Source organism: Pseudomonas sp. LAM2023 (assembly GCF_016620375.1).
Taxonomy (GTDB): domain Bacteria; phylum Pseudomonadota; class Gammaproteobacteria; order Pseudomonadales; family Pseudomonadaceae; genus Aquipseudomonas; species Aquipseudomonas anuradhapurensis.
In genome coordinates this window covers 1-26,704 of record NZ_JAENHV010000028.1, presented here as the reverse complement: position 1 = coordinate 26,704, position 26,704 = coordinate 1, and the positions used below count along the sequence as shown (strand labels likewise).

Below are 26,704 nucleotides of genomic sequence, written 5' to 3'. Positions count from 1 at the left end.
CCATGCAAGCCGTCCGCAGCATCCTCGTCGTCCTCGACCCCGCGCATGCCCACAGCCGGGCCCTGACCCGGGCCAAGCTGATTGCCAGCCTCACTGGCGCGCGCCTGCACCTGCTGATGTGCGACAAGAAGCATGACCACAGCGCACTGCTGAGCCTGCTGAGCAGCCAGCTGCACGATGACGGCTACGACAAGGTCACCCATGAGCAGGCTTGGCATGACACCTTGCACGAGTCGATCATCGATGTGCAGCAGGCCGAAGGCTGTGAGCTGGTGATCAAGGAACACCGCCCGGACAACCCGCTGAAAAAGGCCCTGCTCACCCCCAGCGACTGGAAGCTGCTGCGCCAGTGCCCGAGCGCCGTGCTGATGGTCAAGAGCGAACGGCCGTGGACCGGCGGCAAGATCCTCGCCGCCGTCGACGTGGGCAACCAGGATGAAGACCACCGGCGCCTGCATGCAAGCATCATCGACCATGGCTTCGGGATTGCCGAGCTGGCCAAGGGCGAGCTGCATGTGATCAGCGCCCATCCATCGCCGATGCTGTCGGCATCGGACCCGGTGTACCAGTTGAGCGAGACCATCGAAAAGCGTTATCGCGAGGCGTGCAAGGCGTTCCAGGCCGAGTACGACATCAGCGAGGAGCGCCTGCACGTGGCCGAAGGGCCGGCCGATGTGCTGATCCCGCACACCGAGCAGAAGCTCGATGCGGTGGTGACGGTGATCGGTACGGTGTGCCGCACGGGGATTTCCGGGGCGCTGATCGGCAATACCTCGGAGGTGGTGCTGGATGCGCTGGTGGGGGATGTACTGGTGCTCAAGAGCGAAGAGGCCATTGCCCACCTGGCGGAACTGGCCCGCGGTTGAATCCGGCCTGTCGGGGCCCTATCGCCGGCAAGCCAGCTCCCACAGCGACTGCGCTGACCTCGCGTCATTCGCAGCACCTGTGGGAGCTGGCTTGCCGGCGACGGGCTGCAGAGCAGCCCCGGTGGCTAGCTCAACGCCTCCCGCACCTTCGGGTCAAGCCCCTCCCCCGGGTGGGCCTCACTCCATTCCGTCAATTGCCGGCGCATCGCCGGCGTCCAGAAGCTTTGCAGGTGGTTGCGGATCCCTTGCACCGCCAGCGTGTGGTCCGGCTCGCTGTCGAAGTAGTGGGCAATCTGGTTAGCCATCTTGACCAGGTTGTCGGCACTCATCGGCGCACCTCGGCCTTCTCTGCGCTACGGCGCTCCTGCAGCAACCGCTGCTGTTCCTCACTGAAGTCCTGGTAACGCTTCTGCCACTGCGAAGGCTGGAACACTTTCACCACCTCCACTGCCGTCACCTTGTACTCGGGGCAGTTGGTGGCCCAGTCGGAGTTGTCGGTGGTGATCACGTTGGCCCCAGACTCGGGGAAGTGGAACGTGGTGTACACCACGCCCGGCGCCACTCGCGTGCTGACTTTGGCACGCAGCACGGTCTGCCCGGCACGGCTGCCGATACCGACCCAGTCACCGTCGTGGATACCCCGGCTTTCGGCGTCGGTCGGGTGGATTTCCAGGCGGTCGGCGTCATGCCAGGCGACGTTGGCGGTGCGTCGGGTCTGGGCGCCGACGTTGTACTGGCTGAGGATACGCCCGGTGGTCAGCAACAACGGATAGCGGTTGTTGACCTTCTCGTCGGTGGCGACGTAGCCGGTGAGCATGAAGCGGCCCTTGCCGCGCACGAACTGGTCGATGTGCATGGTCGGCGTGCCGTCAGGCGCGGCGTCGTTGCACGGCCACTGCAGGCTGCCGTGGCGGTCGATCTCGGCATAGCTGACGCGGTGGAAGGTCGGCGTCAGGCGGGCGATCTCGTCCATGATCTCGGACGGGTGACGGTAGTTCATCGGGTAGCCCAGGGCGTTGGCCAGGGCAATGGTCGCCTCCCAGTCGGCCTTGCCGGCCAGCGGCTCCATGACCTTGCGCACCCGTGAAATGCGCCGCTCGGCGTTGGTAAAGGTGCCGTCCTTTTCCAGGAACGAGCTGCCCGGCAGGAACACATGGGCAAACTTGGCGGTTTCGTTGAGGAAGATGTCCTGCACCACCACGCACTCCATGGCCAGCAAGGCCGCAGTGACGTGCTGGGTGTTGGGGTCGCTCTGGGCAATGTCCTCGCCCTGGCAGTACAGCGCCTTGAAACTGCCGTCCAGCGCCGCCTCGAACATGTTGGGAATACGCAGGCCCGGGTCAGGCTGCAGGGTCACACCCCAGGCACGCTCGAACTCGGCGCGTACGCCCTCGTTGGAAATGTGCCGGTAACCGGGCAGTTCGTGGGGGAACGAGCCCATGTCGCAGGACCCCTGCACGTTGTTCTGCCCGCGCAGCGGGTTCACCCCTACCCCTTCACGGCCGATGTTGCCGGTGGCCATGGCCAGGTTGGCGATGCCCATCACTGCGGTACTGCCCTGGCTGTGCTCGGTCACGCCCAGGCCGTAGTAGATGGCTGCGTTGCCGCCGGTGGCGTAGAGCCGGGCGGCAGCGCGGATCTGGTCGGCCGGCACGCCACAGACCGGGCCGAGCACTTCGGGGGCGTTGTCCGCCAGGCTGACAAAGTCGCGCCAGCGGTTGAATTCCGCAGTCTCGCAGCGCGCGTCGATGAAGTCCTGAGCCAGCAGGCCTTCAGTGACGATCACGTGGGCCAGGGCATTGAGCATGGCCACGTTGGTGCCCGGGCGCAGTTGCAGGTGCAGCTCGGCGCGGGCATGCGGCGAATCGACCAGGTCGATGCGGCGTGGGTCGATGACGATCAGCCGTGCGCCCTGGCGCAGGCGCCGCTTGAGCTGCGAACCGAACACCGGGTGCGCGTCGGTGGGGTTGGCACCGATCACCAGCACCACGTCGGCCTGCATCACCGAATCGAAGCTTTGCGTACCGGCAGACTCACCCAGGGTTTGCTTGAGGCCATAGCCGGTGGGCGAATGGCACACCCGCGCGCAGGTGTCGACGTTGTTGTTGCCGAACGCGGTGCGCACCAGTTTCTGTACCAGGTAGGCTTCTTCGTTGGTGCAACGGCTGGAGGTGATGCCGCCAATCGAGTCGCGCCCGTACTTGAGCTGGATGCGGCGGAACTCGCTGGCTGCATAGTTGACCGCCTCGTCCCAGCTGACTTCCTGCCAAGGGTCTTCCAGGCGCTTGCGGATCATCGGCTTGGTGATGCGGTCCGGGTGGGTGGCGTAGCCCCAGGCGAAACGGCCCTTGACGCAGGCATGGCCGTGGTTGGCGCCGCCGTTCTTGTCCGGGACCATGCGCACCAGCTGGTCACCTTTCATTTCGGCGCGGAACGAGCAGCCAACGCCACAGTAGGCGCAGGTGGTGATGACTGCGCGCTCGGGCTGGCCCAGCTGCACCAGGCTCTTTTCGGTCAGGGTCGCGGTCGGGCAGGCCTGCACACAGGCACCGCACGAGACGCATTCGGAGGCGAGGAAGTTGTCCCCTCCCGCCGCCGCTACCCGCGATTCGAAGCCGCGGCCGGTGATGGTCAGGGCGAAGGTACCCTGGATGTCCTCGCAGGCGCGCACGCAGCGGCTGCAGACGATGCACTTGCTCGGCTCGTAGTCGAAATACGGGTTGGATACGTCTTTCTTCTCGGCCAAGTGGTTGGCCCCGTCGTAGCCATAGCGCACCTCGCGCAGGCCGACCTGGCCGGCCACGGTCTGCAGCTCGCAGTTGCCGTTGGCGGAACAGGTCAGGCAGTCCAGCGGGTGGTCGGAGATGTACAGTTCCATGACGTTGCGGCGCAAACCGGCCAGGCGCGGGGTTTCGGTGCGCACCACCATGCCTTCGCTGACCGGCGTGGTGCAGGACGCCGGGTAGCCGCGCATGCCTTCGATTTCCACCATGCACATGCGGCACGAACCAAAGGCTTCGAGGCTGTCGGTGGCGCACAGTCTGGGGATGCTGGTGCCAAGCATGGCGGCGGCACGCATCACCGAGGTGCCGGCGGGCACGGTGACGGAGCGGCCATCGATACTCAGGCTGACCTGCACCTCGCTGTCACGCGCTGGGGTGCCGAGGTCGCTGCTTTTATCAGAAGCGGGGTCGAAGAAATTGATCACTGCGCGGCCTCCGTGTGGGTCAGCCCGAAATCGGCGGGGAAGTACTTCAGGGCGCTGGCCACCGGGTAGGCGGTCATGCCGCCCATGGCGCACAGCGAGCCGTACTGCATGGTGTCGCACAGGTCGCGCAGCAACAGGGCCTGGTCATGGCGCTCGGTCAGGTCGCTGGTGGCGATCAGCCGGTCGACCACTTCCATGCCGCGGGTCGAGCCGATGCGGCACGGGGTGCATTTGCCGCAGGATTCCTCGGCGCAGAATTGCAGGGCAAAGCGCGCCATGCTGGCCATGTTCAGGGTGTCGTCGGCCACGACCACACCACCATGGCCGAGCATCGCGCCCATGGCCGCGAAGGCTTCATAGTCCAGCGGCGTATCGAAATGGCTGGGCGGCACCCAGGCGCCGAGCGGCCCACCCACTTGGGCCGCCTTCAGCGGCCGCCCACTGGCCGTGCCGCCGCCGTAGCCTTCCACCAGCTCGCGCAGGGTCAGGCCGAAGGCGCGCTCGACCAGGCCGCCGTGGCGGATGTTGCCGGCCAGCTGGAACGGCATGGTGCCCAAGGAGCGGCCCATGCCGAAATCACGGTAGAACCCCGCGCCCTTGGCCAGGATGACCGGCACCGAGGCCAGGGTCAGTACGTTGTGCACCAGCGTCGGCAGGCCGAACAGGCCTTGCAGCGCGGGCAGCGGTGGCTTGGCCCGGACGATGCCGCGCTTGCCTTCGATAGACTCGAGCAGTGCGGTTTCTTCACCGCAGATATAGGCACCGGCGCCGACCCGCACTTCCAGGTCGAAAGCCTGGCCGCTGCCGGCCACGTCGCTGCCGAGGTAGCCGGCATCCCGGGCGATGGCGAAGGCCTGGTCGAGCACGCGGATCGCGTCGGGGTATTCCGAGCGCACGTAGATGTAGCCCTTGTCGGCGCCCACGGCGAGGCCGGCGATGATCATCCCTTCGATCAGCAGGAACGGGTCGCCTTCCATCAGCATGCGGTCGGCGAAGGTCCCCGAGTCGCCTTCGTCGGCATTGCACACCACGTACTTCTGCCCTGCCCCGGCGTCACGCACGGTGCGCCACTTGATGCCCGCCGGGAAGGCCGCGCCACCGCGGCCACGCAAGCCGGAATCGAGCACGGCGGCGACCACATCGGCACCGCCCAGCGCCACAGCCGCTTCAAGGCCGGCGAAACCGCCATGGGCACGGTAATCGTCCAGCGACAAGGGCCGGGTGATGCCGGCACGGGCGAACAGCAGGCGCTGCTGGGTCTGGAGATAAGGGATTTGTTCGACCGGCCCCAGCGCCAGCGCGTGGCCTGCGGGTTCGGCAGCCAGGGCATCGAGCAAGGCCGGCACGTCTTCAGGGGTGAGCGGGCCGAAACCCAGGCGCCCTTGCGCGCTGTCGCACTCCAGCAGCGGCTCCAGCCAGTAGAGCCCGCGTGAGCTGGTGCGCTGGATATCCAAGGCCAATTGGCGGCGTTCGGCCTCGCGCTGCAAGGCATCGACGACCTGGTCGGCACCCACCGCACGGGCTACCGAATCGCAGGGGATATAGAGCTTCAGCATGCGGCGTCCTCCCGGCAGGCGTCGACCAACGCCCGCAGGCGTTCAGGGGTGAGGCGCGCATGTACCTGGCCATCCAGCTCCAGCGCCGGCGAGCAGGCGCAGGCGCCCAGGCAATAGACCGGGCGCAGGCTGATGGCGCCGTCGGCGCTGGTGCCATGGTCGTCCAGCGCCAGCTGCTCGCGCAGCTGCGCGGCCAGCGCCTCGGCGCCACGGCTCTGGCACGACTCGGCGCGACACAGGCGCAGGGTATGGCGTGCCGGCGGCGTGGTACGGAAATCGTGGTAGAAGCTGATCACCCCGCGGACCTCGGCCAGGCTGAGGTTCAGGGCATGAGCAATTTCGGGGACAGCGGCATCGGGGACGTAGCCGATGGCGTGCTGGATGGCGTGCAGGATCGGCAACAGGGCGCCGGGGGTATCCTTGTCGCGGGCCAGGATGTCGTGGATCGCGGGCAGGTGGAGCAAATCTTCAGGCATACAGCGGACCTCGGCATCACGGACCCGCCTGAAGGTTTGTATGGGCAGGTATCCGGCGTGTTCTGCTGCGGCACGCTGGCCACGTCACGGTTGCGTGGTACCAGCGGCCTCCTTGCCTGCGGCCGCACGTCTGCGCGTACTGGTCCGAGGCATCCTGCAAGCATGGCACTTGTGGCGCCGGAGGGTTGCGTGCGAACGACCAGGCGCATCCTGAAACCGACGCGGGGTTCGCACTGCTGTCAGGGCTGCACTGGCGGTCTTGTCGGCGCGGCCTGGTGTCGCGATCGGGCTGCGGCGCTGCCCCGGGACAATTGCATCAGGACAAATAGTGCTGGGGCCGCTTCGCGCCCCGTTCGCGACACAAGGCCGCTCCTACACGACCTGCCTGGTGATCAGTGCTTCCCTTGTGCCGCCTCGGCCGTCTCGATCAGCTTGTCGAACTTGCGGTTCGGCTGGGCGAAGCGTTCATCGCTCTTGGCCCGCGCCTTGATGTTCTGTTCCGAGCTGGCCTGGTCGGCGATGGTCACCACCGTCCAGCCCCGATCCTTGGACACCCAGTACACCAGTTCACCGTCGGCAGAAAACGCCTCGAGCCGGCCGCCGCTGTTGGGCACCGGCTTGGCCTGCCGGGCCATCGGCAACAGTTGCTGCACCTGCGCCTCGTCGGTGCTGGCCAGGCGCAGCTCCACCTGACGAAGCTGGTCGGTCTCGTTGAAGGTTGCCTTTACCTGCGTGATGGGAATACCGCCAAGGTTGAAATCACCCTTCGGGTTACGCCCCTGAACGAACTCGGTGGGTACCTGATAGTGATAGCCCGTCACCTGCTCGACCTCGCTGAACTGCTGTTGCAGGATGGCCATGGTCTGGGGCTTGGGCATGCCCAGGGTGAACTGGCCGACTTCCAGTGCCGACCAGGCTTGCAGGGGGAAAAGAGCGCAGGCGAATAACAGCGGCAGGGTCCGTTTCATTGGCAAATCTTCCTTGAAATGAGCCCTGCAAGCTAAACCCTGTGCACTGATCAGACAATACTGGCAGGGTGCCAAACCGCCCGGCCCCGGCGTCAGCCCACTGCCTTGTCCATGCAGGGCCGGCAGGCGCTCACAGCTACCGCTGGAGCAGCGCTGCGGACTGTGTCTGGTTGCCACGCAGCGCAGCCCATGCCAGCGCAGCGACCCAGACCACGGACACGCCGTAATTGAGTCGCTGATACAAGCCAAACCCGTGCCCGTCTGCCATGGCTTTGCCCATCATCGCCACAGTGGCGATTGCCAGGACCAGACAAAGCGCAGAGAAGCCTGCGAACACCGACGAGCAGAGCAATCGCTTGCCCAGCCAACACCACAGCGCGCTCGCCAGCGTCAACGACAGGAACATGACCAGGCCTGCCGCATTGTGGATGTGCTGGGAAATGGAAGGCTGTGCCGGTACGCAGCCCTCGTCACAGGCGAACAGGCCCGTGGCGAAACTGGCCAGGCCGTGAAGCAATATCAACGCAGCGCTGAACAGGGCCAGGCGCGAACCGGCGAAACGGCGCGCCACACCCAACGCGAAAAGCGCGAACAGCAGCCCCAGAGGGAAATTGTTCACCCACGCGGAATACGCATGAGTCGGGGCGCCTGTCGCCCCTAACTGGCTCATCGCCTGATCGAGGTGGCTGTAGCCCGGATAGCCAAGCGAGGTCAGTGATACGCCAAGCAGGAGCCAGATTGGAATCAATAGCCCTGAGCCCAGCAGGGCGCGGTTGGTGTTGTTCATGGTGCTGCATTCCTTTGCCAGTGATCGATTTCGCTTCGTGCGAAAGCGCTTCATATTAGGGGACACGTCGGCCATTGCGTTACCACTTTTTGCATGGATGCCCAGGCCTGGCTGCGGCTCGGCGCCTGGCCTGCCAGTGCCCCCCAAGGCTCGGTCATGCTGTTGCTCGTTGCGCCCTTGCCATCGGCATCGGTCACCGTCAGGATGGCAACTCCATGAGGCTTAAGGAGAGAGCCATGTTTCCCATGAGTGTCTGGTTTGCCTATACCGCCGCCTGTGTGTTGCTGGTTCTGGCGCCTGGCCCCGACAACCTGCTGGCCATCGGCCGTGGCCTGAGCCAGGGCAAGACCGCCGCGGCCGTGTCCGGCCTGGCGTCAGGCGCAGGCATTCTGTTCCACGTCGCAGCCGCTGCGTTAGGGTTGACCCTGCTGATGCAAACCTCAGTGGTCGCATTCTGGGTCATCAAACTCATCGGTGCCGGCTATCTGCTCTGGCTCGGCATCAAGGTCTTGCGTACTCGCAGCCTGATCAGCTTCCAGCCGGCATCCCGACAGTCACTGCCGAACATCTTCCTGACTGGCCTGCTTTCGGCAGCACTGAACCCGAAGCCAGGCTTGTTCGTGTTGGCGTTCATTCCGCAGTTCGTCGACCCGGCACGCGGCTCGGTCAGCGTGCAGATGGTGGTTTACGGCGTGTGGTTTGCAGTACTCACAGCCTTGGGGTTTGCCTTGATGGGCGTTTTCGCCACGGTGCTTTCCCGCTATCTGTACCAACGGCCGCGGCTGGTGAATGGTCTGAACGTGGGCGCAGGGCTCACCTTCGTCGCCTCCGGCGCTTCGATTGCGGCCTTGAGCCAGCGATAAACCGCGAGGCTCCGGATGAGCCCCGCATTGTCTTCAAGACGCTGAAGGCTGCTTGGCCAGCTGCGCATGGGTGGCCAGCTCTTCAGCGACGAAAGCCGAGATCATCGCCCGGTAGACCTGCTCCACGACTTCAGCCGAGGCACCGGTTTCGTCAGCCAGGTCACGCACCTTGCGGATGACCTGTTCGACCCGCGCAGGTGCGCGCACATCGTCGGTGGTTTTCTTGAAGCGGGCCGCTTGGGTCACAAGCTGCCCGCGTTTGGCGAGAAGCGTAACGAGACTGCGATCGATCTCATCGATACGCTGACGGACTTCGTCCAGCGAAGTACAACGTACATCCGTTTGCATTTTCAGACTTCCTTTTCATGTGCCTGAGGTGGCGTGAAACAGCCAGTTGCTGAAGAGACAGGGCTTGCTGCCAGGCGGCGTAATTCGCCTACCTCGGCAAACCACTCATGGTCGTGAAGCGTGCCGAATGCTTCATGGGTTCCATAGCCCCAGGCAACCGCGCCGAAGGCGATACCGGCCGTTGCGGCGGCTTCACCATCGGTAGGTTGGTCACCGATATAGATGACCTGCTCTGGTGCCACGCCGAACTTGCGCATGACCCGACGCAAGCGCGACGCCTTGCCGAAAATGGAAACCCCGCACTCGAAGGCGCGGATATGGCGACAGCTGGGGCCCAGCACTTGCGTGACATTGTCCCTGGAATTGGAAGATACCACCGCCAGGATCAACCCCTGCTCATCAAGATGGCGCAACGTATCGGCGATGTCCTGGAACAGCGCGATCGAGCCACGATGTTTCTTCATCAGGCCCATGAAGGTTCGCGCTACCAACGGCAATTTCCAGCGCGGCATGCCGATATGCGACATGATTTCCCGGGCCCCCAGCTTGCGTAACCCGTCCAGTTCTTCCGGGTGAATGCGATTGAAGGCATGCTTGTCGGCAAGCTGGTCGAACACCGCAACGAAGAATGGAAATGAATCAGCGAGCGTGCCGTCAAAATCGAAAATGACAAGTCGGTATGGCATGTGAGGGATCCTTCCTGGCGTGCTGGCAGTCTTCCTGACAGCCGCATGATCCTGCGCCTGATGACCAGGCGCGTTAATAACTGTTACAGGCCTTGAGTGCTATCGACTCAGCTGAACACCCAGAGCACCCGGGTGGGCTTGTCGGTCAGGTTGGCGTAACGAAAACTGGCATGCGGTTGCAGCTGAAAGCTGTCACTGGCGCGCAGCGTTACCGGCTCACCGCCATCCAGCCAGACGGTCAGTTCGCCTTCCAGCACGAAGCAGCCCTGTTCCGAGCTGTCGTCGAGGTACTCCTCGCCGCTGCTGGCGCCCGGCTCCAGGTGGCTGTCGAGCATGGAGAACGCCCCCGATATGGTGGGCGATGCCAGCACATCGGTGATGCCGCCGGCCAGGTGTAGCGTACGGCGCTCGTGTGGCCGGGTGACCCAGTCGAGTTCGCGCGGCTTGTCCAGCTTGTAGAAATAGGCGGTGGAGACACCGAGTTCTTCGCTGATGGCCGTGAGGTCGGCCACGGTTGGCCGCGAGACGCCGCGCTCGACCTGGGAAAGAAAACCCACCGAACGGCCGATGCGCTGGGCCAGTTCACCCAGGGTCAGGCCCTTGAACTTGCGCAGGTCGCGAATCAGTACGGCCAGGCCTTCGATCTCTTCGTGCACTTTCATGTTGAATCGCGACTATCGGACAGGGAAATTGATGCCCTGAAAAGTACAGGATTCATTGCACAAAGCAAGGTTTCAAGTGGGCAGATCGGGGCCGCCTTGCGGCCCCGGATGACACTGGCTGGCGCTTAACGAACAGCCTCGTAGGTCAGGTCCAGGCACTTGCGGGCCTTTTCCACCAGTTCGTCGATTTCCGCGATGCTGATCACCAGCGGTGGCGCGATGATCATGGTATCGCCGACGGCACGCATGATCAGGCCATTGTCGAAACAGTGCTGGCGACAGATCATGCCGACCCCTTTGCCCTGGTAACGGGCGCGGGTGGCCTTGTCCTGCACCAGCTCGATCGCACCGAGCATGCCCAGGCCGCGCACCTCGCCCACCAGCGGGTGGTCGGCCAGCTCGCGCAAGCGCTGCTGCAGGTAAGGCGCGGTCTGCTTGCGCACCTGCTCGATGATCTGCTCATCGCGCAGGATGCGCAGGTTCTCCAGGGCTACCGCGGCCGCCACCGGGTGGCCGGAATAGGTGAAGCCGTGGTTGAAGTCGCCGCCTTCGCTGATCACCTTGGCCACTTCATCACGCACGATCACACCGCCCATGGGGATGTAGCCGGAGGTGAGGCCCTTGGCGATGGTCATCAGGTCGGGCTTGAGGCCGTAATAGTCGCTGCCGAACCACTCACCGGTTCGGCCGAAGCCGCAGATCACCTCGTCGGCGACGAACAGGATGTCGTACCGGGTGAGGATTTCCTTGACCTTCGGCCAGTAGGTCTGCGGCGGAATGATCACGCCACCGGCGCCCTGGATCGGTTCGGCGATGAAGGCAGCGACGTTGTCGACGCCAACCTCGAGGATCTTCTTCTCCAGCTGCTCGGCCGCCCACACGCCAAACTCGGCCTCGGTCATGTCGCCGCCTTCGCCATACCAGTACGGCTGCGGGATATGCACGATATCCGGGATCAGCCCACCCTGCTGGTGCATGCCGCTCATGCCCCCCAGGCCTGCGCCGGCCACGGTGGAGCCGTGGTAGCCGTTGATGCGGCCGATGATCACCTTCTTCTGCTTCTGGCCCTTGATCGCCCAGTAATGACGGACCATGCGCAGCACGGTGTCGTTGCCTTCAGAGCCGGAGCCGGTGAAGAACACGTGGTTCATACCGGCTGGGGCGACATCGGCGATCGCCTTGGCCAGTTCCAGCGCTGGCGGGTGCGCGGTCTGGAAGAACAGGTTGTAATACGGCAACTGCTTCATCTGCCGGCTGGCGACTTCGGCCAGCTCATCACGGCCATAGCCGACCGCCACGCACCACAGGCCGGCCATGCCATCGAGTATCTGGTTGCCTTCGCTGTCCCACAGGTACACACCCTTGGCCGAGGTGATGATGCGCGGGCCCTTCTCGGCCAGTTGCTTCACATCGCTGAACGGCGCCAGGTGATGGTCGCGGCTCATCGCCTGCCAGGCCAGGGTTTGGGGATTCTGTTCACTCATTGCTTTCACTCCATCTGCTTGCGCAGCCGGGCCGCGCCGTATTTTTGTAAGTTGCGAACGGTGGTGTTCAGGCGGACAGCATCAGCTTCTGGCGCAGTACCGAACGTTGCCGGCAGGCCTTGCCGAAGGTCTGGAAGATGGTCAGGTAGTGCGGGTTGTGCATGACCTGGAACTCCGGGTGCCATTGCACGGCTAGGGCAAACCCCTTGCTGTGCTCCACCGATATCGCTTCGACCAGGCCATCGGGTGCCAGCGCTTCCACCCGCAGCCCTGGAGCCAGCACATCGATGCCCTGGCCGTGGATGGAGTTGACCTCGATGAGCGCCGGCAACCCCATGCGCTCGAGCATGCCGCCGGGTTCGATATGCAGCGCGTGGCGCGGGCCATACTGCTGCTCGATGGGCTCGCCCTTGCCTTCGCGGTGGTCCATGAACAGCCCGGTCTCGTGAACGTTCTGGTGCAGGCTGCCGCCCAGCGCCACGTTCATTTCCTGAAAGCCGCGGCAGATGCCGAGCACCGGCACACCAGCAGCAATGGCCGCACGCATCAGCGGCAAGGTGGTGGCATCCCGCAGCGGATCATGGTGAGTGCCGGCAGCACTGGCCGGGCCGTGATAGTGGAACGGTTCGATGTTGGACGGCGAACCAGTGAAAATCAGCCCATCCACCACGTCGAGGATATCGGCGCTGTCCATCAGCTCGGCGAGGCTGGGAATCACGATCGGCAACCCGCATGCCGCCTGGGCCGCCGCGCGTGCGTACTTCTCGCTGATGGTCTGGGTGGCATGCTGCTCGATCACGCGGGTGCATGCAGTAATGCCGATCACGGGCACACGTGGCATATCTTCCTCCGGCAAATCCATGTTGCGCGTTGTATTGCAACGCTAGAAAGAGAAGGCTCGGGGGGAGCCCAGGTCGCTACAGGAACCAGCGGTATTCGCGGGCATCGATGTGGCGCATGAAGTCCTGTTGCTCCTGGTACTTGTTTTCGCAATAGACCATCACGAACTCACTGCCCAGGCCTTGGTTGACCACCGGGTGGTGGCGCATGGCGGCCAGGGCACTGAACGCCTCCTTGGGGAAATCAATGCCGCTCTGGCGGTTGTCGTTCAGCGGGGCGATGGGCTCGAGGCCCTGGTCCAGGCCATGCTCCATGCCGGTCAGAATGGCGGCCAGCACCAGGTACGGGTTGGCGTCGGCGCCGGCAAGGCGGTGTTCGATGCGCAGGTTGCGCGGGTCGGACTCGGGGATGCGAATGCACGCATCGCGATCTTCGAAACCCCAGCTGGCCTTGCTCGCCGCATTGACCATCGCGCCGTAGCGGCGGTAGGCATTGTGGTTGGGGGCGAAGATCGGCATGCAGTGCGGCAGCAGCTCCAGGCAGCCTGCCACGGCGTGGCGCAGCTTGCGCTGCTCGGCGCCCGCCAGGATGTTGTTGCCGGCGCCGTCGTACAGGCTGACGTGCACATGCATGCCGCTACCCGGCGCGTCCAGGTACGGCTTGCTCATGAAGCTGGCCCGATAGCCATGTTTCATTGCCACACCACGCGTGCTGCGGCAGAACAGTGCCGACCAGTCGGCTGCGCTCAGGGCATCGTCGCTGTGGGAGAAGTTGATCTCGAACTGGCCCGGGCCCAACTCGGCGGTAATCACGTTCGCCGGCACGCCTTGCTCGTTGGCAACGTCGACCATCTCGTGCAGCACCGAGGCAAAGCGCGACAGCCGCTCGATGTGCATGTTCGGCTGGTCGTCCGGGTCGCCGCTTGCCGTGTCGCGCGGGTACTGCGGCAGGCCGTTGGCCAGCTGGCGGTCGAACAGGTAGAACTCCAGCTCGAAGGCCACCACCGGATGAATGCCGCGCCCGGCCAGACGCTGCAGCACGCGGGCCAGCACCTCACGGGGCTCGAATTCGATCGGCTGGGCGGTGCCATCGGAGGTGATCAGCATCTGCGCGATCACTTGCTGCTCCCAACGCACCGGCTTCAGGGTACCCGGCACCAGGCGCCGGACGGCATCCGGGTCGCCATCGGCGAAGCAGTAGTCACCGATCGGGTACAGGCCACCCTGGGTGCCCAGCAACACGCAGTTCTGCGGCAGTTTCAACGGCATGCCGGCGGCCACCTTCTCCAACATGTCCATGGGGTAGCGCTTGCCGTAGAAGTGCCCGGGGATATCCAGCGCAATCAGGTCGACATAACGTATTTCTGGATACTTGGCGCGGAACGCGCGCACTTCTGCCAGCAGATCCGGAAAGATGACACTCATCTTCTTGTCCTTGTGAGGTGAACGAATTCAGTTGAAGACCCAGAGCACACGGGTGGTGGTTTCCGTCAGGTTGGCGTAACGGAATTGCGCATGGGGTTGCAGCTGGAAGCAGTCGTTGGCCTGCAGGGTCACGGCATCGCCGTCGTCCAGCCATACCGTGAGTTCGCCTTCGAGCACGAAACAGCCCTGCTCGGAACGGTCGGTCAGGTACGGCTCGCCACTGCAGGCGCCTGGCTCGAGACAGCTGTCGAGCATGGCAAAGGCACCGGTGATGCTCGGCGAAGCCAATACATCGGTGATGCCCGATTCCAGGTACAGCGTGCGCCGTTCGTGAGGGCGCGTGACCCAGCTGATGCCACGGGGCTTGCTCAGGTTGTAGAAGTACGCGGTGGAGACGCCGAGCGCTTCGCTGATAGCGGTGAGGTCGGCCACGCTCGGGCGCGAAACCCCACGCTCGACCTGGGACAGGAAGCCCACCGAGCGGTTGATGCGCGCGGCCAGTTCGCCCAGGGTCAGGTTCTTGAATTTGCGCAGGTCGTGAATAAGGATCGCGAGGGCTTCAACCTCTTCGTGCATCTTCATCGATTCGGACTGTCGTGAAATTTTCAGTGTTATTTTTCATGAAAAAATACAGCAAAAATTTCACGAGTCAAGCCCACTCGCTTTCATGACGCTGGTGTCGTGCTGGCAAGCCGTCTGGCTCGCTGGCTATGCGGTACTTGCTCATAACATATGGAAATTCGTATATTCGCCTATCCATATGTAACGAGCCCCAGCATGATCAGTCCCCCAGAACTCTTCAAAAGCCTGGCCGACGAAACCCGCGCACGTGCCACCCTGCTGATCGCCAGCCTCGGCGAGCTCTGCGTGTGCGAGTTGATGTGCGCCCTGGGCGACAGCCAGCCGAAGATCAGCCGGCACCTGGCGCAGTTGCGCAGCAGTGGCTTGCTGCTGGACCGCCGCCAAGGCCAATGGGTGTATTACCGCCTCAACCCGGCCCTGCCCGACTGGGCCGTCGAGCTGCTGCAGCTGACCCTGAAAGCCAATGCCCAATGGCTGCAAGCCAACACCGAGCGCCTGCAGAACATGGACGGTCGCCCTGTCCGAACCACCTCCTGCTGCTGAACCACTTTCTTCGAGCGTGCCATGCTAGTCGCATCTTCCGTTTTCCTGTTCACCCTGATCCTGGTCATCTGGCAACCCAAGGGCCTTGGCGTCGGCTGGAGCGCCGCGCTCGGTGCGCTGATCGCGCTGGCGGCCGGCGCGGTATCGCTGAGCGACATCCCGACCGTGTGGGCCATCGTCTGGAACGCCACCGCCACCTTCATCGCCGTCATCATCATCAGCCTGCTGCTGGACGAAGCCGGTTTCTTCGAGTGGGCGGCGCTGCACGTGGCGCGCTGGGCCAACGGCAGCGGCTACCGGTTGTTCGCCTTCTGCGTGCTGCTGGGCGCCGCGGTATCGGCACTGTTCGCCAACGATGGCGCGGCGCTGATCCTCACCCCCATCGTCATGTCGATGCTGATGGCCTTGCGCTTCTCGCCGGCAGCCACGCTGGCATTCGTCATGGCTGCGGGCTTCATCGCCGACACCGCCAGCCTGCCGCTGGTGGTGTCCAACTTGGTGAACATCGTCTCCGCCGACTACTTCGGGCTGGGGTTCGCCGAGTACGCCTCGGTGATGGTGCCAGTGAACCTGGCAAGCGTGGCCGCCACCTTGCTGGTGCTGTTCCTGTACTTCCGTCGCGACCTGCCGAAGCAGTACACCGTCGAGGCCTTGCAGGTGCCGCGCGCGGCGATTCGCGACCAGGCGACGTTCGTGGTGGGCTGGTGGACGCTGCTGGTCTTGCTGGTCGGCCTGTTCGCCCTGGAGCCGCTCGGTATCCCGATCAGCGCGGTCGCGGCCGTGTGCGCGGCGTTGCTGTTCGCGGTCGCCGCCCGCGGCCACCGGATCTCCACCCGCCGCGTGCTGCGCGAAGCGCCGTGGCAGGTAGTGATCTTTTCCCTTGGCATGTACCTGGTGGTCTACGGCCTGAAGAATGCTGGCCTGACCGACTTCCTCAGCCATCTGCTCGAGCGCTTTGCCGAGCAGGGCGTATGGGGCGCGGCCATCGGCACCGGCCTGCTGTCGGCACTGCTGTCATCGGTGATGAACAACATGCCCAGCGTGCTGGTCGGCGCCCTGTCGATCCAGGGCAGTGGCGCCGAGGGGCTGGTGCGCGAAGCGATGGTCTACGCGAACGTGATCGGCTGTGACCTGGGGCCGAAGATCACCCCGATCGGCAGCCTCGCCACGCTGTTGTGGTTGCATGTGCTGGAACGCAAGGGCGTGCGTATCACCTGGGGGTATTACTTCAAGGTCGGCATTTTGCTGACCCTGCCCGTGCTGCTGATCACCCTGTCGGCGCTGGCATTGCGCCTGAGCCTCTGATATTTCGCCCCACGCGAGGAGTTTCCATGCGAGTTCTGTTCATGTGCACCGCCAATAGTTGCCGCAGCATCCTTTCCGAAGCCCTGTTCAACCATATGGCGCCTGCAGGGTTCGAGGCGATCAGTGCCGGCAGTTTCCCCAGGGGGCAGGTATTGCCACGCAGCCTCACCACCCTGCAGCGCGCCGGTATAGCCACCGAGGGCCTCAGCAGCAAGGGCAACGATGCCTTCGCAGGCAACCCGCCGGACATCGTCATCACCGTCTGCGACAAGGCCGCCGGCGAAGCCTGCCCGGTATACTTCGGCGCTGCGCTGAAAGCCCATTGGGGGCTGGAAGACCCGTCCGAGGTCCAGGGTGACGAAACGCTGGTCGACGCCGCCTTCCGCGCTACCCTGGGGCATATCCGCAAGCGTTGCGAAGCATTCTTCAGCTTGCCGTTTGCCTCACTGGATCGCGACGGCTTGCAAAGAGAGCTGGATCGCATCGGCGCATTGTGAACTCCCGAGGGTGTTAAAAAAGAGCAACCACGGCTAGGCACGATGCTGGCGAAACGGCGGATGCTAGCACCCACCGCACTTCCCGGAGACATCCTGCGTTGACTGACCAACCGTACGGCCATGCTTATGCCAAACGGTTCGAGGCCGTGCTTGCCTATATCGACCGCCATCTTGAGGGTGACCTGTCGGTAGCTGCCTTGAGCCGGATCGCCCACTTTTCGGCGTTCCACTTTCATCGGCAGTTTTCGGCGTACATGGGCGTGCCGGTCTCGCGCTATGTGCAACTGATGCGGCTGCGGCGCGCGGCCCATCAGCTGGCCGCCTCGCCTGCCGCTTCGGTACTGGAGGCCGCGTCGGCGGCCGGGTTCGAAAGCCCCGAGGCCTTTGCCAGGGCGTTCCGGCGAGCCTTCGGCATGACGCCGAGCGCATTCGCCAAGGCCCCTAACTGGCACACCTGGAGTGCGGTATTCGTTGTTCCCCAGTTATCCAGGAGTATTACCGTGCAGATACGTATCGTGGACTTTGCCGAAACCCGTGTAGCCGCGCTCGAACACCGCGGCGCGCCGGCCAGCCTCGGCGACAGCGTCGCGCGTTTTCAGCAGTGGCGTCTGCAGAGTGGCCAGTCACCGGTGGCCAGCAGCCGTACCTTCGGCATTCCGTACGACAACCCGGACACCACCCCGGCGCAGGATTTTCGCTTCGCGATTTGCGGGGAGATAGACGGGGCCGTGTTGCCCAATGATTTTGGTGTGCAAGAGCTGACCCTACCGGCGGGGCGCTGTGCGGTGGTTCGCCATCGTGGCTCGCCGGACTACATCGGTGAGACGATCTATCCGCTGTATCGGGACTGGTTGCCGTCGAGTAATGAAGAGCTGCGTGACCATCCGCTGTTCTTTCATTACTTGAGCGCGTACCCGGATACACCGGTGGAGCAGTGGGAGACGGATGTTTACGTTCCGCTGAAGTAGGTTGGGGGGTTGAGGCGTTTGCGGACTGCCCATCAGTCGTCCATGCTTGGCAAATGGTTAGACTATGCCACTCCCCCTAATCCACCCTGCTCGGGCTACCGGGTGGGGTAGCAGATGTGTGCAGTTAAGCGGCCTTCAGCAGACCAAGGAATGTCTTCTTCACTTAACCCGTCCCAACCTAAAAGTTTCAGAAACGTATCGATTCACTCGGCAGACCAACCACAACCGTCAAAGTTCAGGTTATACAGCCATGCCTAACAGGCACATTAAAGAGTTGGCGCTAGAGTATTTCCTTTCCTCCACGCCACCACAATATGCGCTGCTCCTACAGGCTTAATTCGTTTCTGCCATTGAGGATGAGTTCTACAGAAAGCTTCACCCAGTCCCCTCCAGCAGAGGAATTGCTTGTCCCAGTAGTAGCAAGCGCAAACCCAAGCCTGGCTTACCCAAGCTGCTTTATAAATCCAAGTACCGGCAACGCAACATCATCGAGCCATGTTTGGCGGCCTGAAAGGAAGTCACCGTATCGGGACACGCTTCGACAAACGCGCGAAAAGCTATACGACCAAAATCTCGCCGGCATTGTTTCATGCGGTGTTTGCGACATCTCTTTTCGCACAGAAACTAATCCAGGACAACTTTAAAGCTATCACTCTCTGAGCAATGTATCAGAAATTCACGACACACTGTCTCGTTTCCATTCAAGGCAATACAACCATAACCCACATCGTCATGAGGATAAATTGCAACACTTAAAAATGGATCAATATAGAAACACTGATATCCAATTACACCCGAATAACACATCATCAATCTTGAAAGATCAATGAAGTCAGCATAATCAAGACTTAAGCTCAGAGAACTTGCGGCCAAGGGGGCTTCCCCAAACCTAAAACTTTCATACTCGTTAGTCATAGGCAAAAGCAATCGCCTAGATTTCATTTTCTCATAAATATGCCGATACCTTCTGATTACTTCCTTATCTTTCTCTCTTTCGTCGTCGAACGAAAGCGCCGTAAGAATCACAACTCTTTCATTGCTTGACCCAAAAAAGCCCTCAAACAGTGAAACAGCCTCATCTACCAGCGAAAGCGAGAAACCATGTTTTTTTCCAAAATACCCTACCCAATTAACCGAAGCACTTAATCCGCCGAAGTTGATATCGCTTAACGAAAAGCTATTTTTCAATTTTGATAACTTTTGCATCACTCATCCCTACTGTTATTTTTCTCTTTCGTTCTGGCTCAGATTTTCCTATACCAACCTTCCACTCGCCTTGTTTGTCGCTATGAGACGTATGAATCGCCCCTGGTTTCCTAGACACTCTCCAAGCTCAGAAAATAGCGTTTCTCATATTCTACGGGAGACAGCTGCATAGCGCTGCTGTGTCGACGTTTTGGGTTATAGAACATCTCGATGTAATCGAAAATATCACTTCGGGCTTCGTCACACGTTGCGTAGATCTTTCGTCGTATTCGCTCCCGCTTCAAAAGCTGGAAAAAGCTCTCGGCTACGGCATTGTCGTGGCAGTTTCCTCGCCGACTCATACTGCTAATGACGTTGTTGGCCTTCAAGAAGCTTTGCCAATCTGAGCTACTGAATTGACTGCCTTGGTCTGAATGAATCATCACTTGTTGCTGTGGCTTGCGTCGCCACACGGCCATCAGCATTGCGTCGATAGCAAGGTCGCTGCACATCCTTGGCTTCATTGACCAACCAATTACCTGGCGTGAGAAGAGATCCAGCACTACCGCCAGATAAAGCCATCCTTCATAGGTGCGAATGTAAGTGATATCTGTCACCCAGACCTTGTTCGGCTCGCTGACCTTGAACTGCCGAGCAAGGTGGTTGGGCGAGGCCACGGTTGGTTTTCCGCCATAAAACCCAGGTCGACGGCGATAGCCTGTTTGCGAACGCAACCCCTCTGCCTGCATCAAACGACCGACTCGATTTCGCCCGCATGTCTCTCCCAGCTCAAGTAGGTCAGGCAAATAGGCTCAAGCCACCGTTGAAATTGATCGACTTCTAATTGATGAATCGCCCACCCTTCGGATCAAAGTCTCGATTATGGTTGTAGTGCAGCTTAGCCTCAGGGTCGTGATACTGCCCCTGAAAGCGGATTGAATTGCTCGGGCCAACTTGCTCAGCTTGTCTGCTAATAAGTGCCGCCTCTGGGAGCAAGCAATCACGCCCCTAGGAGACCAATATAATTCTGCCCTATACTTTTAGCTCCAACCGGGCCTTCTCAACGATTGTTTTAAGCATGGAATATTCTTCACCGGTCAGCTTCAAACTTTTTATCTCCTTCATCAGGTCGACCGAGCGCATTAATGCATCAAGCACCAAGCCAATCTGCTGGGAGCTATCTGCCTCTTTAAACTTATAGAAAGGCAGTTGCACACGAAGCTCAACAACTTGCCTTGCCTTGTGGTAACGCTTAACTTCCGGATAATCACCAATCCGCTCGTCGGGCATAACTATAGTTATGACACTCCATTTTTTTGCACCACATGAGAGCTCGATACCTTCGAGCAACTCAGAGACAACAGGCTCGACTGTATTACGCGCAACTCTCTCTGAATCACCTACTAGAATGTGCTTTTCGCTCGACATCCAAAAATCCATCAGTGACTCCTAGTAATCACTTTTATTTAATGGCGGCCTCTTGCCACCATTTGCGGCCTTATACTCAAGGATTTTTTATGCTGCCAAGAGTGCATTTCCTTCTTGCTCCCAGATACTTCCTCTTGCATTTCCACACCATTATCGTCCAGGTATTTTTGCGTGTACCGCTTTTTACCCATTGTAGTTTCGCCATACTTCATAACCTCACCCGACTTTCGATGTCTCAGTGTGTAGCCAATCGCAGGTTTGGTCGAATTGTGGCTATTCCCATGGGTACCATCCGATTCACACGGACATGGCTTGGATGGATCTTTCCCCGCCCCAAACCTACCACCCGCCTGCCGCGGCTGCCCTTTCCACAACCCTAACGGGTCGACCCACTCGATAGGGTTCGGCGCATACGCAGACAGGTTCAAACCACCGGTGTAACTGATCGGGTCCTGGGACTGGAAATAACCTCACGGCCGCCAACTACGTGTTCTTCCTGGGCCTTCCCTGGACACCTGGGCAGCAAGATCAAGCCGAAGACCGTGCGTACAGGAACGGCCAGCTCAGGACGTTGATCGTGAAAATCCCGCTGGTAGAAAACAGCATTGACCAGCAGCTGTAGCAGATGCTCTCAGCAAAGCGTCAGGTCAGCTTGGAGCTCATTGAACCGAAGAGCAACAGGACGCCTTGGCCAAGGCTATGCTTGCCACGACTATCAGCCGTTGATTCGTACGGGAGATCGGCGGTTGAGCTTCTGTAAGGCCTTTTGGCTCAATAGCCAAACTCTCTAGAGTTGTGTCCAATGACTGACCACTTCAGTGCAATCAGTGTCGAAAACTGAAAAAGGCGTCCAGCAGCAAAGCTCAGGGCACGATCGTTCTTGGAAATTTCTGATCTTTGAGTTCAAACGGGACTTTTGGCAGTAATCTGTTGCCTTGCTCCAATGCGCCATTTTCTGTTTTCCATGTATGGCCCAATGAGCTCTGACACCGATTGGTTAGCCAGTTCAAGAAGTAGTGCAACTAGGACCTCTTAGCGCGAATATCTGCCAAAGCCTTTTCAAGAGACTTCAAATCATCTGGATCTTTTAGTCTCGCTTTTGAACGTAGCCATTTATCAACCGCATTGTTACGACCATTTGATAGCAAGTCGCCCTCTGCAGCAATCTCACTACTCATAATGATGCGTTTTACCACCTTGCCGTTTTCATCACTTACCCGGCAATTCAGTAGCCCATTACTCTCCATAAAGAGGAATAAATTCTCAAGGGCTCTACCAATGCTAGCATGCCATTCTGGAATATTAGCATATGCTTCAAGCACGCCATCTATATCCCATACCAGATAATCGCTCATTTAATCCCTCCTAACCACCTCTGATACACCTATCACAAGGACTAGTGGAGCGACCTATAAAGCCTCAACCATTAAATTTCTTTTCCAACCATTTATTTGCTTTGCCAAATTTGCCTTCGCAACCTTGAATCGCACATCTACGACCGCCACCGCGAACAGCCCGAAGAATCAGGCTGGATGTGCTTCCATATCGAACTTAATACAGCCAGATATCTCCTCATCAGCAAGAACGGCCAACGGCCGGATCGCAACGGTATCGATTGTAGTGCAGACTTGTTTCATAACCATTGGCCTCCGGAATACGAGCCGAACACATAGCAGTCATGTTAGTCCTGGCGAAGGTACTCGTGTCCCAAAGAGAATATTTACTCGTATGTTTCAAGCTCTTCTCGCAAAGCAACTTCAAGAGCAGATGGAGAAATTACCACTCCCGCATCTCCTGGCACAGGAAATACTTGACACAATCGAGAGTCGGAATGCATACCTGGAAGCCACTTATATAAAAAGTCATCAATAGAAATTTTTCGCGGCGAGAAATCACTCCATACATCCGTCGCACAGCGCTTAGCAAATTCCTCCTCAGGCCAAAACGGCACCACAACGCTTCCTTCTAGGGCAGCAGTGGCCCAGCCCTCATCATACAACCCCCAAACAACCTCAAAATCCGCAACTTTTCTGATAAAAAATTCAAACCTCTCCTCTGGGCTTAGAGAGGATACATTTAAAACTTTTTTATCGTGCATTCTCAATACCCTCCTATCTTGTGCTGAGTTTTTGTGAAGGTCTGCACCTTGCAGTCTAGAGTGACGACAGCAGAAGCGATCTTTCGCCGCTGCATTACATATGCTAAACCTCTATCCCGCTTCGGCTCGCCCTCATAACTGTTTCCTCATACTTCACTGCAACATAGTACGATGTGGAGATGGCAGAACACTGAGCCTGATCAGCTATTTCATCAGATCATAAAGTTTCGAAATAACAGCAGCATTAACATCCAACAATCCGTATTTTTGTGCAAATGAAGTGTATGCAGAAGCGATTCGCTCCGCACCTAGCAGCAAAATAATGAAATGGCATTCCGCGGCAAATTTTTAACTGCGCATAATCGATCTTCATCATTTTCTACTCTTACTTCTTTTGCCTGTGAATTGCGTATCTGTTGAAACAGAGCTCTCACGTATCATGGCTTCGCAAGCTAAGCAACCCCCTCGACTAGCGTCAACATGTGTTACCCCGGCATTAATCAGACTTTTTTCTGCATGACCAATTCCATTCACAACCGTCAGCCAATCTGTCGCCTTGCTCCAATGCGCCATTTTCTGTTTGCCATGCATGGCCAGTGAATACCCTGTCACATAGTCATAATCCGCCAGGATCTTAGCTGCCCACTCCTCCAGTCTGGCAGAAAGGAATGAGAATTTTACCGTCTCGGGGTCGAAACTTAGCACCTCGTTCCCGTGTAGGCAGAATTGGATACCGAACAGATCTTCGGCAAAGAACACGATGTCATCGCCATTCAAACCGTATCCGGAACGCCACAAAGCGGCGAGTTCCAGGCCTCCAACGTGACGCCCGTCTCTATGTGTCTGTTGCCAGCCGGCAAGATATGCTAATTCCTCCCAACCACCTCTGATACACCATCCTAAGTTTGCTTTCGCATCCTTGAATCGTACATCTACGACCGCCACCGCGAACAGCCCGAAGGATCAAGCGGGATGTGCTTTCATATCGAACTCAATACAGTCAGATATTTCCTCATCAGCAAGAATTATTTCTGGGACTGGATCAGAAGCCACGCAGAACGTTAGGCGACACCATGGTTGCCCTTTTTTTCGCCCGAGCTCATAGATTAACTTGTAAACACCCGCTGGAATTTCCACATCATGTTCATCGCCAATACTCCCAACAGTGATCATCCCGCTTTCAGGAACTACAAACGGGACTGCGAGCGCACGAAACGAGGCAGAATCGATCGCTGGATTTAAGCTACTTACCACCACCTCCAAGTCAGTATCGTCATTTTCAACCGCTCCGAAAGAAACGCTCCCCTCTCTCCAACTAAAACCCTGTTTGACATGGTTATCTGACCAGTCATTGAACGGCTCATCTAAATTTGAGTCAAACACACAGATTTGATTGTACGAAACCAAAATATTCATAATTTTTATCTCATTCCTTAATCACGTTAACTTTAAATTTTTCTCCAGGCTTCAGATTCCTACACTTATTACCTAGGAACGCCCCTGCCCCTCGGTTGTCGGAAGACGAAATCGCTCTAATACTTGCCCCTTTCCCCCCTTCGCGCGTTGATGCCGGAGGATATTCATCTAGATCCATTTCTGGGACTTTCGGCTTATTGCCCTGGGATTCTCTTCTTCGCTTAGGTGCATCCTTAGGGTCCCATGTCAAGATACTCGGATGCCCTTGAGCCTGAGCGTCCAGTATATGCTGGGATGCTTCCGGGTATCGTTCATATGGCATATTCACCTCTAACGCCCAATCAGAGGTCAAACCCAAAGGGTCGGTCCAATTGACCGGGCTAGGCGCGTAAGCGAAAAGATTTAATCCACCAGCGTAGCTAATCGGGTCCTGGTTTACGAACCGTCCAACCCTGGGATCATAGTACCGATACCGGTTGTAATGCAGCCCGGTCTCATGATCATGGTACTGCCCCTGGAACCGCATCGGGTTGCTCAGGCCGACTTGCTTGGCCCACTCCGAGCGGGTTTCCTTGACCTCACCCCATGCCTTGTACTGTGCCGTCCATGCCATCTCACCGTTATGGTCGGTCAGCTCCATCGGCGTACCCAGATGGTCACACTGATACCAGAGAATCGCATCGAATGCCTGCGGCTTGACCTCGGTGTGCCACAGCGGGTCCTGATCGAAATCGTATTCCCGATCGCTCCAGTCCGGCTGGCGCAGCAGGCGGATCGGGCTGTTTCGTTGTGCCTGGACCACCGGCACAAAGCTGCCCGGCTCATACAGGTAATGCACGGTGCGCCCGGTCTCGCCCTCACCCTGCGGCGGTGAGCTTTCCCAAGCCAGGTTATCGCCATCCCAGCCATACAAGGTGTAACCACAACCCAGTTCGCGCTGGCGCTTGGCCCGCTGCATCTGGTTCCAGCCGCTGCCCGCTCGCGGATCATCCTGGTGGTGCGCGGTGGAGTGCTTGTGCAGACGGCGGCCCAGAGCGTCGTAGCTGTACACCACGCTGAGCTTGTCATCGTCGAAGCGCACCAAACGGTCGAACAGGTCCCAGCTGAGGCGCGCCTTTTCGCCGTTGTGCAGGCGATGGATCAGGTTGCCGCGTTCGTCGTACCGGTAGTGGGTCCCAGCGTATTCACGCAGCAGGTTGTCCATCAGTTTGTTGCGCCGCGGGTCGCTTTCCAGCGGGCGATTGAGCTCCTGAGCCTTGTCGTCCAGCAGGTTGCCGGCCGGGTCGAAGGCGAAGGTTTCGACGCCGAGACGGCTGGTGGCTTGCAGCAGGCGGCCAACCGGGTCGTACTGATAGGCCAGGTGGCCACGGCGGGTGACGTGGATATCGGTCAACTGGCCCACGGCGTCGTACTGGTACTGGCACTTGAGCAACGTGGACTTGCCGTCGTGGCTACCCAGCAACTGCTCTTGCAGGCGGCCAGCCGGGTCCCAGCTCTGGGCCTGCATCAGCTCCGCACAATCTCGCGGTGCAGGTCATCGCGCTCGCAGGCCAGCAGCTCGTGCTGGTCGAGGGTCATGCCCAGCACGAGGCCACTGCGTATGTCAGCACGCTACCTTGTGACCAACCGGATTTTGCTCACCTCCGGCAAGGCTCCGGCCACAGTCTGATGCGTTCGAGGATGACGTAGCAGCGACATATGTTCTTGCCGTTAAAGAGGGGCGACGAACTACGTTAGAACCGCATATTTAAGCATGCAGATATCATGCATAACTATACTCCCGCCTTATTCAATATTGCCTTAACCTCCGGGTACTCCGCCAAAAAATCATCACTCCGTAAGAAATTTCGTAGGACTGGATTTGATTGCGCAGCATCAATTATTGGCGCGACCCAATTGGCATCCCCGGTATTAAAAACCCGCCCAAGCAAAATCAACGGCCATTCTTTCTCACTCGATCTAGCCAGAAACCTTTCAAAACATTTCGAAAGTTCGCTAGCAAACTCTATAGGATCTGCCCCATCCAAGACTACTAACACCCTCTCCTGCACCCCATAATCATCAGCATTAGTGAATGTATCTAGTAGAACACCAACAGCCTCTTTATTGGTACGCCCTTGCACTTCATCGAGAAGTTCGAAAAAAATCCTTCAGTCTACCTCAGACTCATAAGGATCAAGTGACTGTAGTTTCTGCTTCCACCTAGAAAGCTCTTGGTCATTCATTATCTTTTTTCACCAAACACCCTTGACACTTGGAGTAATCCAGCATTTCTTGCATAGCCACATTGTATTTTCTAGACTGCCCTATTCCGAAGCCACTCGGCGAGCATCTCGGATCTCCATTGCCATAGCTCCTCGCATGTTTTCAGAATTAATCATCTGCTGTACTCCGTTCAGCCTTCAACAAAACGCTTAAATCTGCTTCGCTCGCTTTAAGGCTTTCTACTTCTCGCTAACGGCAACATCGACCAGACATAGAAACTTCATATACGACCCTTAATAAACGCTTTCA

General features: G+C 59.3%; 26 protein-coding genes and 5 pseudogenes. 8 read left to right on the top strand and 23 right to left on the bottom strand.

What is annotated here, in order from left to right:
- The first annotated feature begins 2 nt into the window (after nucleotides 1-2).
- A complete protein-coding gene (locus JKP78_RS18135; RefSeq protein ID WP_186690062.1) occupies nucleotides 3-866 on the top strand; it encodes a universal stress protein in 864 nt (287 codons plus the stop codon).
- 125 nt (nucleotides 867-991) lie between these two features.
- Here the strand turns inward: JKP78_RS18135 and JKP78_RS18130 are convergent, their stop codons facing one another.
- The 6 genes from JKP78_RS18130 to JKP78_RS18105 all read right to left on the bottom strand — a co-directional run bounded on the left by JKP78_RS18130 (nucleotide 992) and on the right by JKP78_RS18105 (nucleotide 7,861).
- The gene (locus JKP78_RS18130) at nucleotides 992-1,195 is read right to left on the bottom strand and encodes a formate dehydrogenase subunit delta (RefSeq protein ID WP_186690063.1); all 204 of its coding nucleotides are present in this window, start codon (nucleotides 1,193-1,195) and stop codon (nucleotides 992-994) included.
- Nucleotides 1,192-4,074 carry a formate dehydrogenase subunit alpha gene (fdhF, locus tag JKP78_RS18125; protein ID WP_186690065.1) on the bottom strand — a complete coding sequence of 961 codons (2,883 nt, stop codon included), beginning with the start codon at nucleotides 4,072-4,074 and terminating at the stop codon, nucleotides 1,192-1,194. Before fdhF ends, JKP78_RS18130 begins: the two co-directional genes overlap by 4 nt.
- Nucleotides 4,071-5,630, bottom strand: coding sequence for a formate dehydrogenase beta subunit (locus JKP78_RS18120; RefSeq protein ID WP_186690067.1), 1,560 nt, complete (start codon nucleotides 5,628-5,630; stop codon nucleotides 4,071-4,073). Before JKP78_RS18120 ends, fdhF begins: the two co-directional genes overlap by 4 nt.
- Nucleotides 5,624-6,106 (bottom strand): formate dehydrogenase subunit gamma, encoded by a 483-nt coding sequence (locus tag JKP78_RS18115; protein ID WP_186690069.1) that lies wholly within the window; start codon nucleotides 6,104-6,106, stop codon nucleotides 5,624-5,626. Before JKP78_RS18115 ends, JKP78_RS18120 begins: the two co-directional genes overlap by 7 nt.
- A 392-nt stretch (nucleotides 6,107-6,498) precedes the next feature.
- Nucleotides 6,499-7,074: a hypothetical protein gene (locus tag JKP78_RS18110; RefSeq protein WP_186690071.1), complete on the bottom strand. Its 576-nt coding sequence runs from the start codon at nucleotides 7,072-7,074 to the stop codon at nucleotides 6,499-6,501.
- A 136-nt stretch (nucleotides 7,075-7,210) separates the two neighbouring features.
- Nucleotides 7,211-7,861: a DUF998 domain-containing protein gene (locus JKP78_RS18105; RefSeq protein WP_186690073.1), complete on the bottom strand. Its 651-nt coding sequence runs from the start codon at nucleotides 7,859-7,861 to the stop codon at nucleotides 7,211-7,213.
- A 236-nt stretch (nucleotides 7,862-8,097) separates the two neighbouring features.
- Between JKP78_RS18105 and JKP78_RS18100 the strand changes: the two genes are divergently transcribed.
- On the top strand, nucleotides 8,098-8,724 hold the full coding sequence (locus JKP78_RS18100) for a LysE family translocator (protein ID WP_200627129.1): 627 nt from the start codon (nucleotides 8,098-8,100) through the stop codon (nucleotides 8,722-8,724).
- A gap of 33 nt (nucleotides 8,725-8,757) precedes the next feature.
- On the opposite strand, the gene JKP78_RS18095 is transcribed toward JKP78_RS18100, so the two are convergent.
- The 7 genes from JKP78_RS18095 to JKP78_RS18065 all read right to left on the bottom strand — a co-directional run bounded on the left by JKP78_RS18095 (nucleotide 8,758) and on the right by JKP78_RS18065 (nucleotide 14,750).
- Nucleotides 8,758-9,072: a chorismate mutase gene (locus JKP78_RS18095; RefSeq protein ID WP_186690077.1), complete on the bottom strand. Its 315-nt coding sequence runs from the start codon at nucleotides 9,070-9,072 to the stop codon at nucleotides 8,758-8,760.
- 2 nt (nucleotides 9,073-9,074) lie between these two features.
- Entirely contained in the window at nucleotides 9,075-9,758 is a 684-nt protein-coding gene (locus tag JKP78_RS18090) for an HAD hydrolase-like protein (protein ID WP_186690079.1), read from the bottom strand.
- 107 nt (nucleotides 9,759-9,865) lie between these two features.
- The gene (locus JKP78_RS18085) at nucleotides 9,866-10,420 is read right to left on the bottom strand and encodes a helix-turn-helix domain-containing protein (protein WP_170029128.1); all 555 of its coding nucleotides are present in this window, start codon (nucleotides 10,418-10,420) and stop codon (nucleotides 9,866-9,868) included.
- A 125-nt stretch (nucleotides 10,421-10,545) separates the two neighbouring features.
- Nucleotides 10,546-11,904, bottom strand: coding sequence for an aspartate aminotransferase family protein (locus tag JKP78_RS18080; RefSeq protein WP_200627128.1), 1,359 nt, complete (start codon nucleotides 11,902-11,904; stop codon nucleotides 10,546-10,548).
- 67 nt (nucleotides 11,905-11,971) lie between these two features.
- A complete protein-coding gene (locus tag JKP78_RS18075; protein ID WP_200627127.1) occupies nucleotides 11,972-12,745 on the bottom strand; it encodes a gamma-glutamyl-gamma-aminobutyrate hydrolase family protein in 774 nt (257 codons plus the stop codon).
- A gap of 76 nt (nucleotides 12,746-12,821) precedes the next feature.
- Nucleotides 12,822-14,168, bottom strand: a complete 1,347-nt coding sequence (locus JKP78_RS18070; protein WP_200627126.1) for a glutamine synthetase family protein — start codon at nucleotides 14,166-14,168, stop codon at nucleotides 12,822-12,824.
- A 27-nt stretch (nucleotides 14,169-14,195) separates the two neighbouring features.
- Nucleotides 14,196-14,750: a helix-turn-helix domain-containing protein gene (locus JKP78_RS18065; RefSeq protein ID WP_200627125.1), complete on the bottom strand. Its 555-nt coding sequence runs from the start codon at nucleotides 14,748-14,750 to the stop codon at nucleotides 14,196-14,198.
- A 195-nt stretch (nucleotides 14,751-14,945) separates the two neighbouring features.
- Between JKP78_RS18065 and JKP78_RS18060 the strand changes: the two genes are divergently transcribed.
- From JKP78_RS18060 to JKP78_RS25165, 5 genes and pseudogenes are all read left to right on the top strand, one after another.
- Nucleotides 14,946-15,293: a metalloregulator ArsR/SmtB family transcription factor gene (locus tag JKP78_RS18060; RefSeq protein ID WP_200627124.1), complete on the top strand. Its 348-nt coding sequence runs from the start codon at nucleotides 14,946-14,948 to the stop codon at nucleotides 15,291-15,293.
- Nucleotides 15,294-15,314: 21 nt separating this feature from the next.
- Nucleotides 15,315-16,598: an arsenic transporter gene (locus JKP78_RS18055; RefSeq protein ID WP_200627123.1), complete on the top strand. Its 1,284-nt coding sequence runs from the start codon at nucleotides 15,315-15,317 to the stop codon at nucleotides 16,596-16,598.
- Nucleotides 16,599-16,624: 26 nt separating this feature from the next.
- On the top strand, nucleotides 16,625-17,095 hold the full coding sequence (locus JKP78_RS18050) for an arsenate reductase ArsC (RefSeq protein WP_200627122.1): 471 nt from the start codon (nucleotides 16,625-16,627) through the stop codon (nucleotides 17,093-17,095).
- 98 nt (nucleotides 17,096-17,193) lie between these two features.
- Nucleotides 17,194-18,063, top strand: coding sequence for an AraC family transcriptional regulator (locus JKP78_RS18045; protein ID WP_200627121.1), 870 nt, complete (start codon nucleotides 17,194-17,196; stop codon nucleotides 18,061-18,063).
- A gap of 421 nt (nucleotides 18,064-18,484) precedes the next feature.
- Nucleotides 18,485-18,691 (top strand): annotated as a pseudogene (locus JKP78_RS25165) (IS5/IS1182 family transposase); the annotation flags it as partial.
- Here the strand turns inward: JKP78_RS25165 and JKP78_RS18040 are convergent.
- The 4 genes and pseudogenes from JKP78_RS18040 to JKP78_RS18025 all read right to left on the bottom strand — a co-directional run bounded on the left by JKP78_RS18040 (nucleotide 18,688) and on the right by JKP78_RS18025 (nucleotide 20,688).
- On the bottom strand, nucleotides 18,688-19,269 hold the full coding sequence (locus JKP78_RS18040) for a hypothetical protein (protein ID WP_200627120.1): 582 nt from the start codon (nucleotides 19,267-19,269) through the stop codon (nucleotides 18,688-18,690). The pseudogene JKP78_RS25165 and the gene JKP78_RS18040 sit on opposite strands and share 4 nt — an antisense overlap.
- 110 nt (nucleotides 19,270-19,379) lie before the next feature.
- Nucleotides 19,380-20,048: pseudogene (locus JKP78_RS18035) on the bottom strand (IS3 family transposase); the annotation flags it as partial.
- Nucleotides 20,049-20,088: 40 nt separating this feature from the next.
- Nucleotides 20,089-20,244, bottom strand: a complete 156-nt coding sequence (locus JKP78_RS25505; protein ID WP_186690094.1) for an RHS repeat-associated core domain-containing protein — start codon at nucleotides 20,242-20,244, stop codon at nucleotides 20,089-20,091.
- 36 nt (nucleotides 20,245-20,280) lie between these two features.
- Entirely contained in the window at nucleotides 20,281-20,688 is a 408-nt protein-coding gene (locus JKP78_RS18025) for a hypothetical protein (protein WP_186690096.1), read from the bottom strand.
- A 442-nt stretch (nucleotides 20,689-21,130) separates the two neighbouring features.
- On the opposite strand from JKP78_RS18025, the pseudogene JKP78_RS25295 reads away from it, so the two are divergent.
- Nucleotides 21,131-21,295 (top strand): annotated as a pseudogene (locus JKP78_RS25295) (helicase-related protein); the annotation flags it as partial.
- 403 nt (nucleotides 21,296-21,698) lie between these two features.
- On the opposite strand, the gene JKP78_RS18015 reads toward JKP78_RS25295, so the two are convergent.
- The 6 genes and pseudogenes from JKP78_RS18015 to JKP78_RS17990 all read right to left on the bottom strand — a co-directional run.
- A complete protein-coding gene (locus JKP78_RS18015; RefSeq protein WP_186690098.1) occupies nucleotides 21,699-22,031 on the bottom strand; it encodes a hypothetical protein in 333 nt (110 codons plus the stop codon).
- 365 nt (nucleotides 22,032-22,396) lie between these two features.
- Nucleotides 22,397-22,774, bottom strand: coding sequence for a DUF2750 domain-containing protein (locus JKP78_RS18010; protein ID WP_200627118.1), 378 nt, complete (start codon nucleotides 22,772-22,774; stop codon nucleotides 22,397-22,399).
- 372 nt (nucleotides 22,775-23,146) lie between these two features.
- Nucleotides 23,147-23,551, bottom strand: a complete 405-nt coding sequence (locus JKP78_RS18005) for a hypothetical protein (protein ID WP_186690102.1) — start codon at nucleotides 23,549-23,551, stop codon at nucleotides 23,147-23,149.
- 186 nt (nucleotides 23,552-23,737) lie between these two features.
- The gene (gene comJ, locus JKP78_RS18000) at nucleotides 23,738-24,190 is read right to left on the bottom strand and encodes a competence protein ComJ (RefSeq protein ID WP_186690104.1); all 453 of its coding nucleotides are present in this window, start codon (nucleotides 24,188-24,190) and stop codon (nucleotides 23,738-23,740) included.
- A gap of 10 nt (nucleotides 24,191-24,200) precedes the next feature.
- Nucleotides 24,201-24,383: pseudogene (locus JKP78_RS25500) on the bottom strand (NucA/NucB deoxyribonuclease domain-containing protein); the annotation flags it as partial.
- Nucleotides 24,384-24,539: 156 nt separating this feature from the next.
- Nucleotides 24,540-25,786, bottom strand: a pseudogene (locus tag JKP78_RS17990) (RHS repeat-associated core domain-containing protein); the annotation flags it as partial.
- Nucleotides 25,787-26,704: the final 918 nt, after the last annotated feature.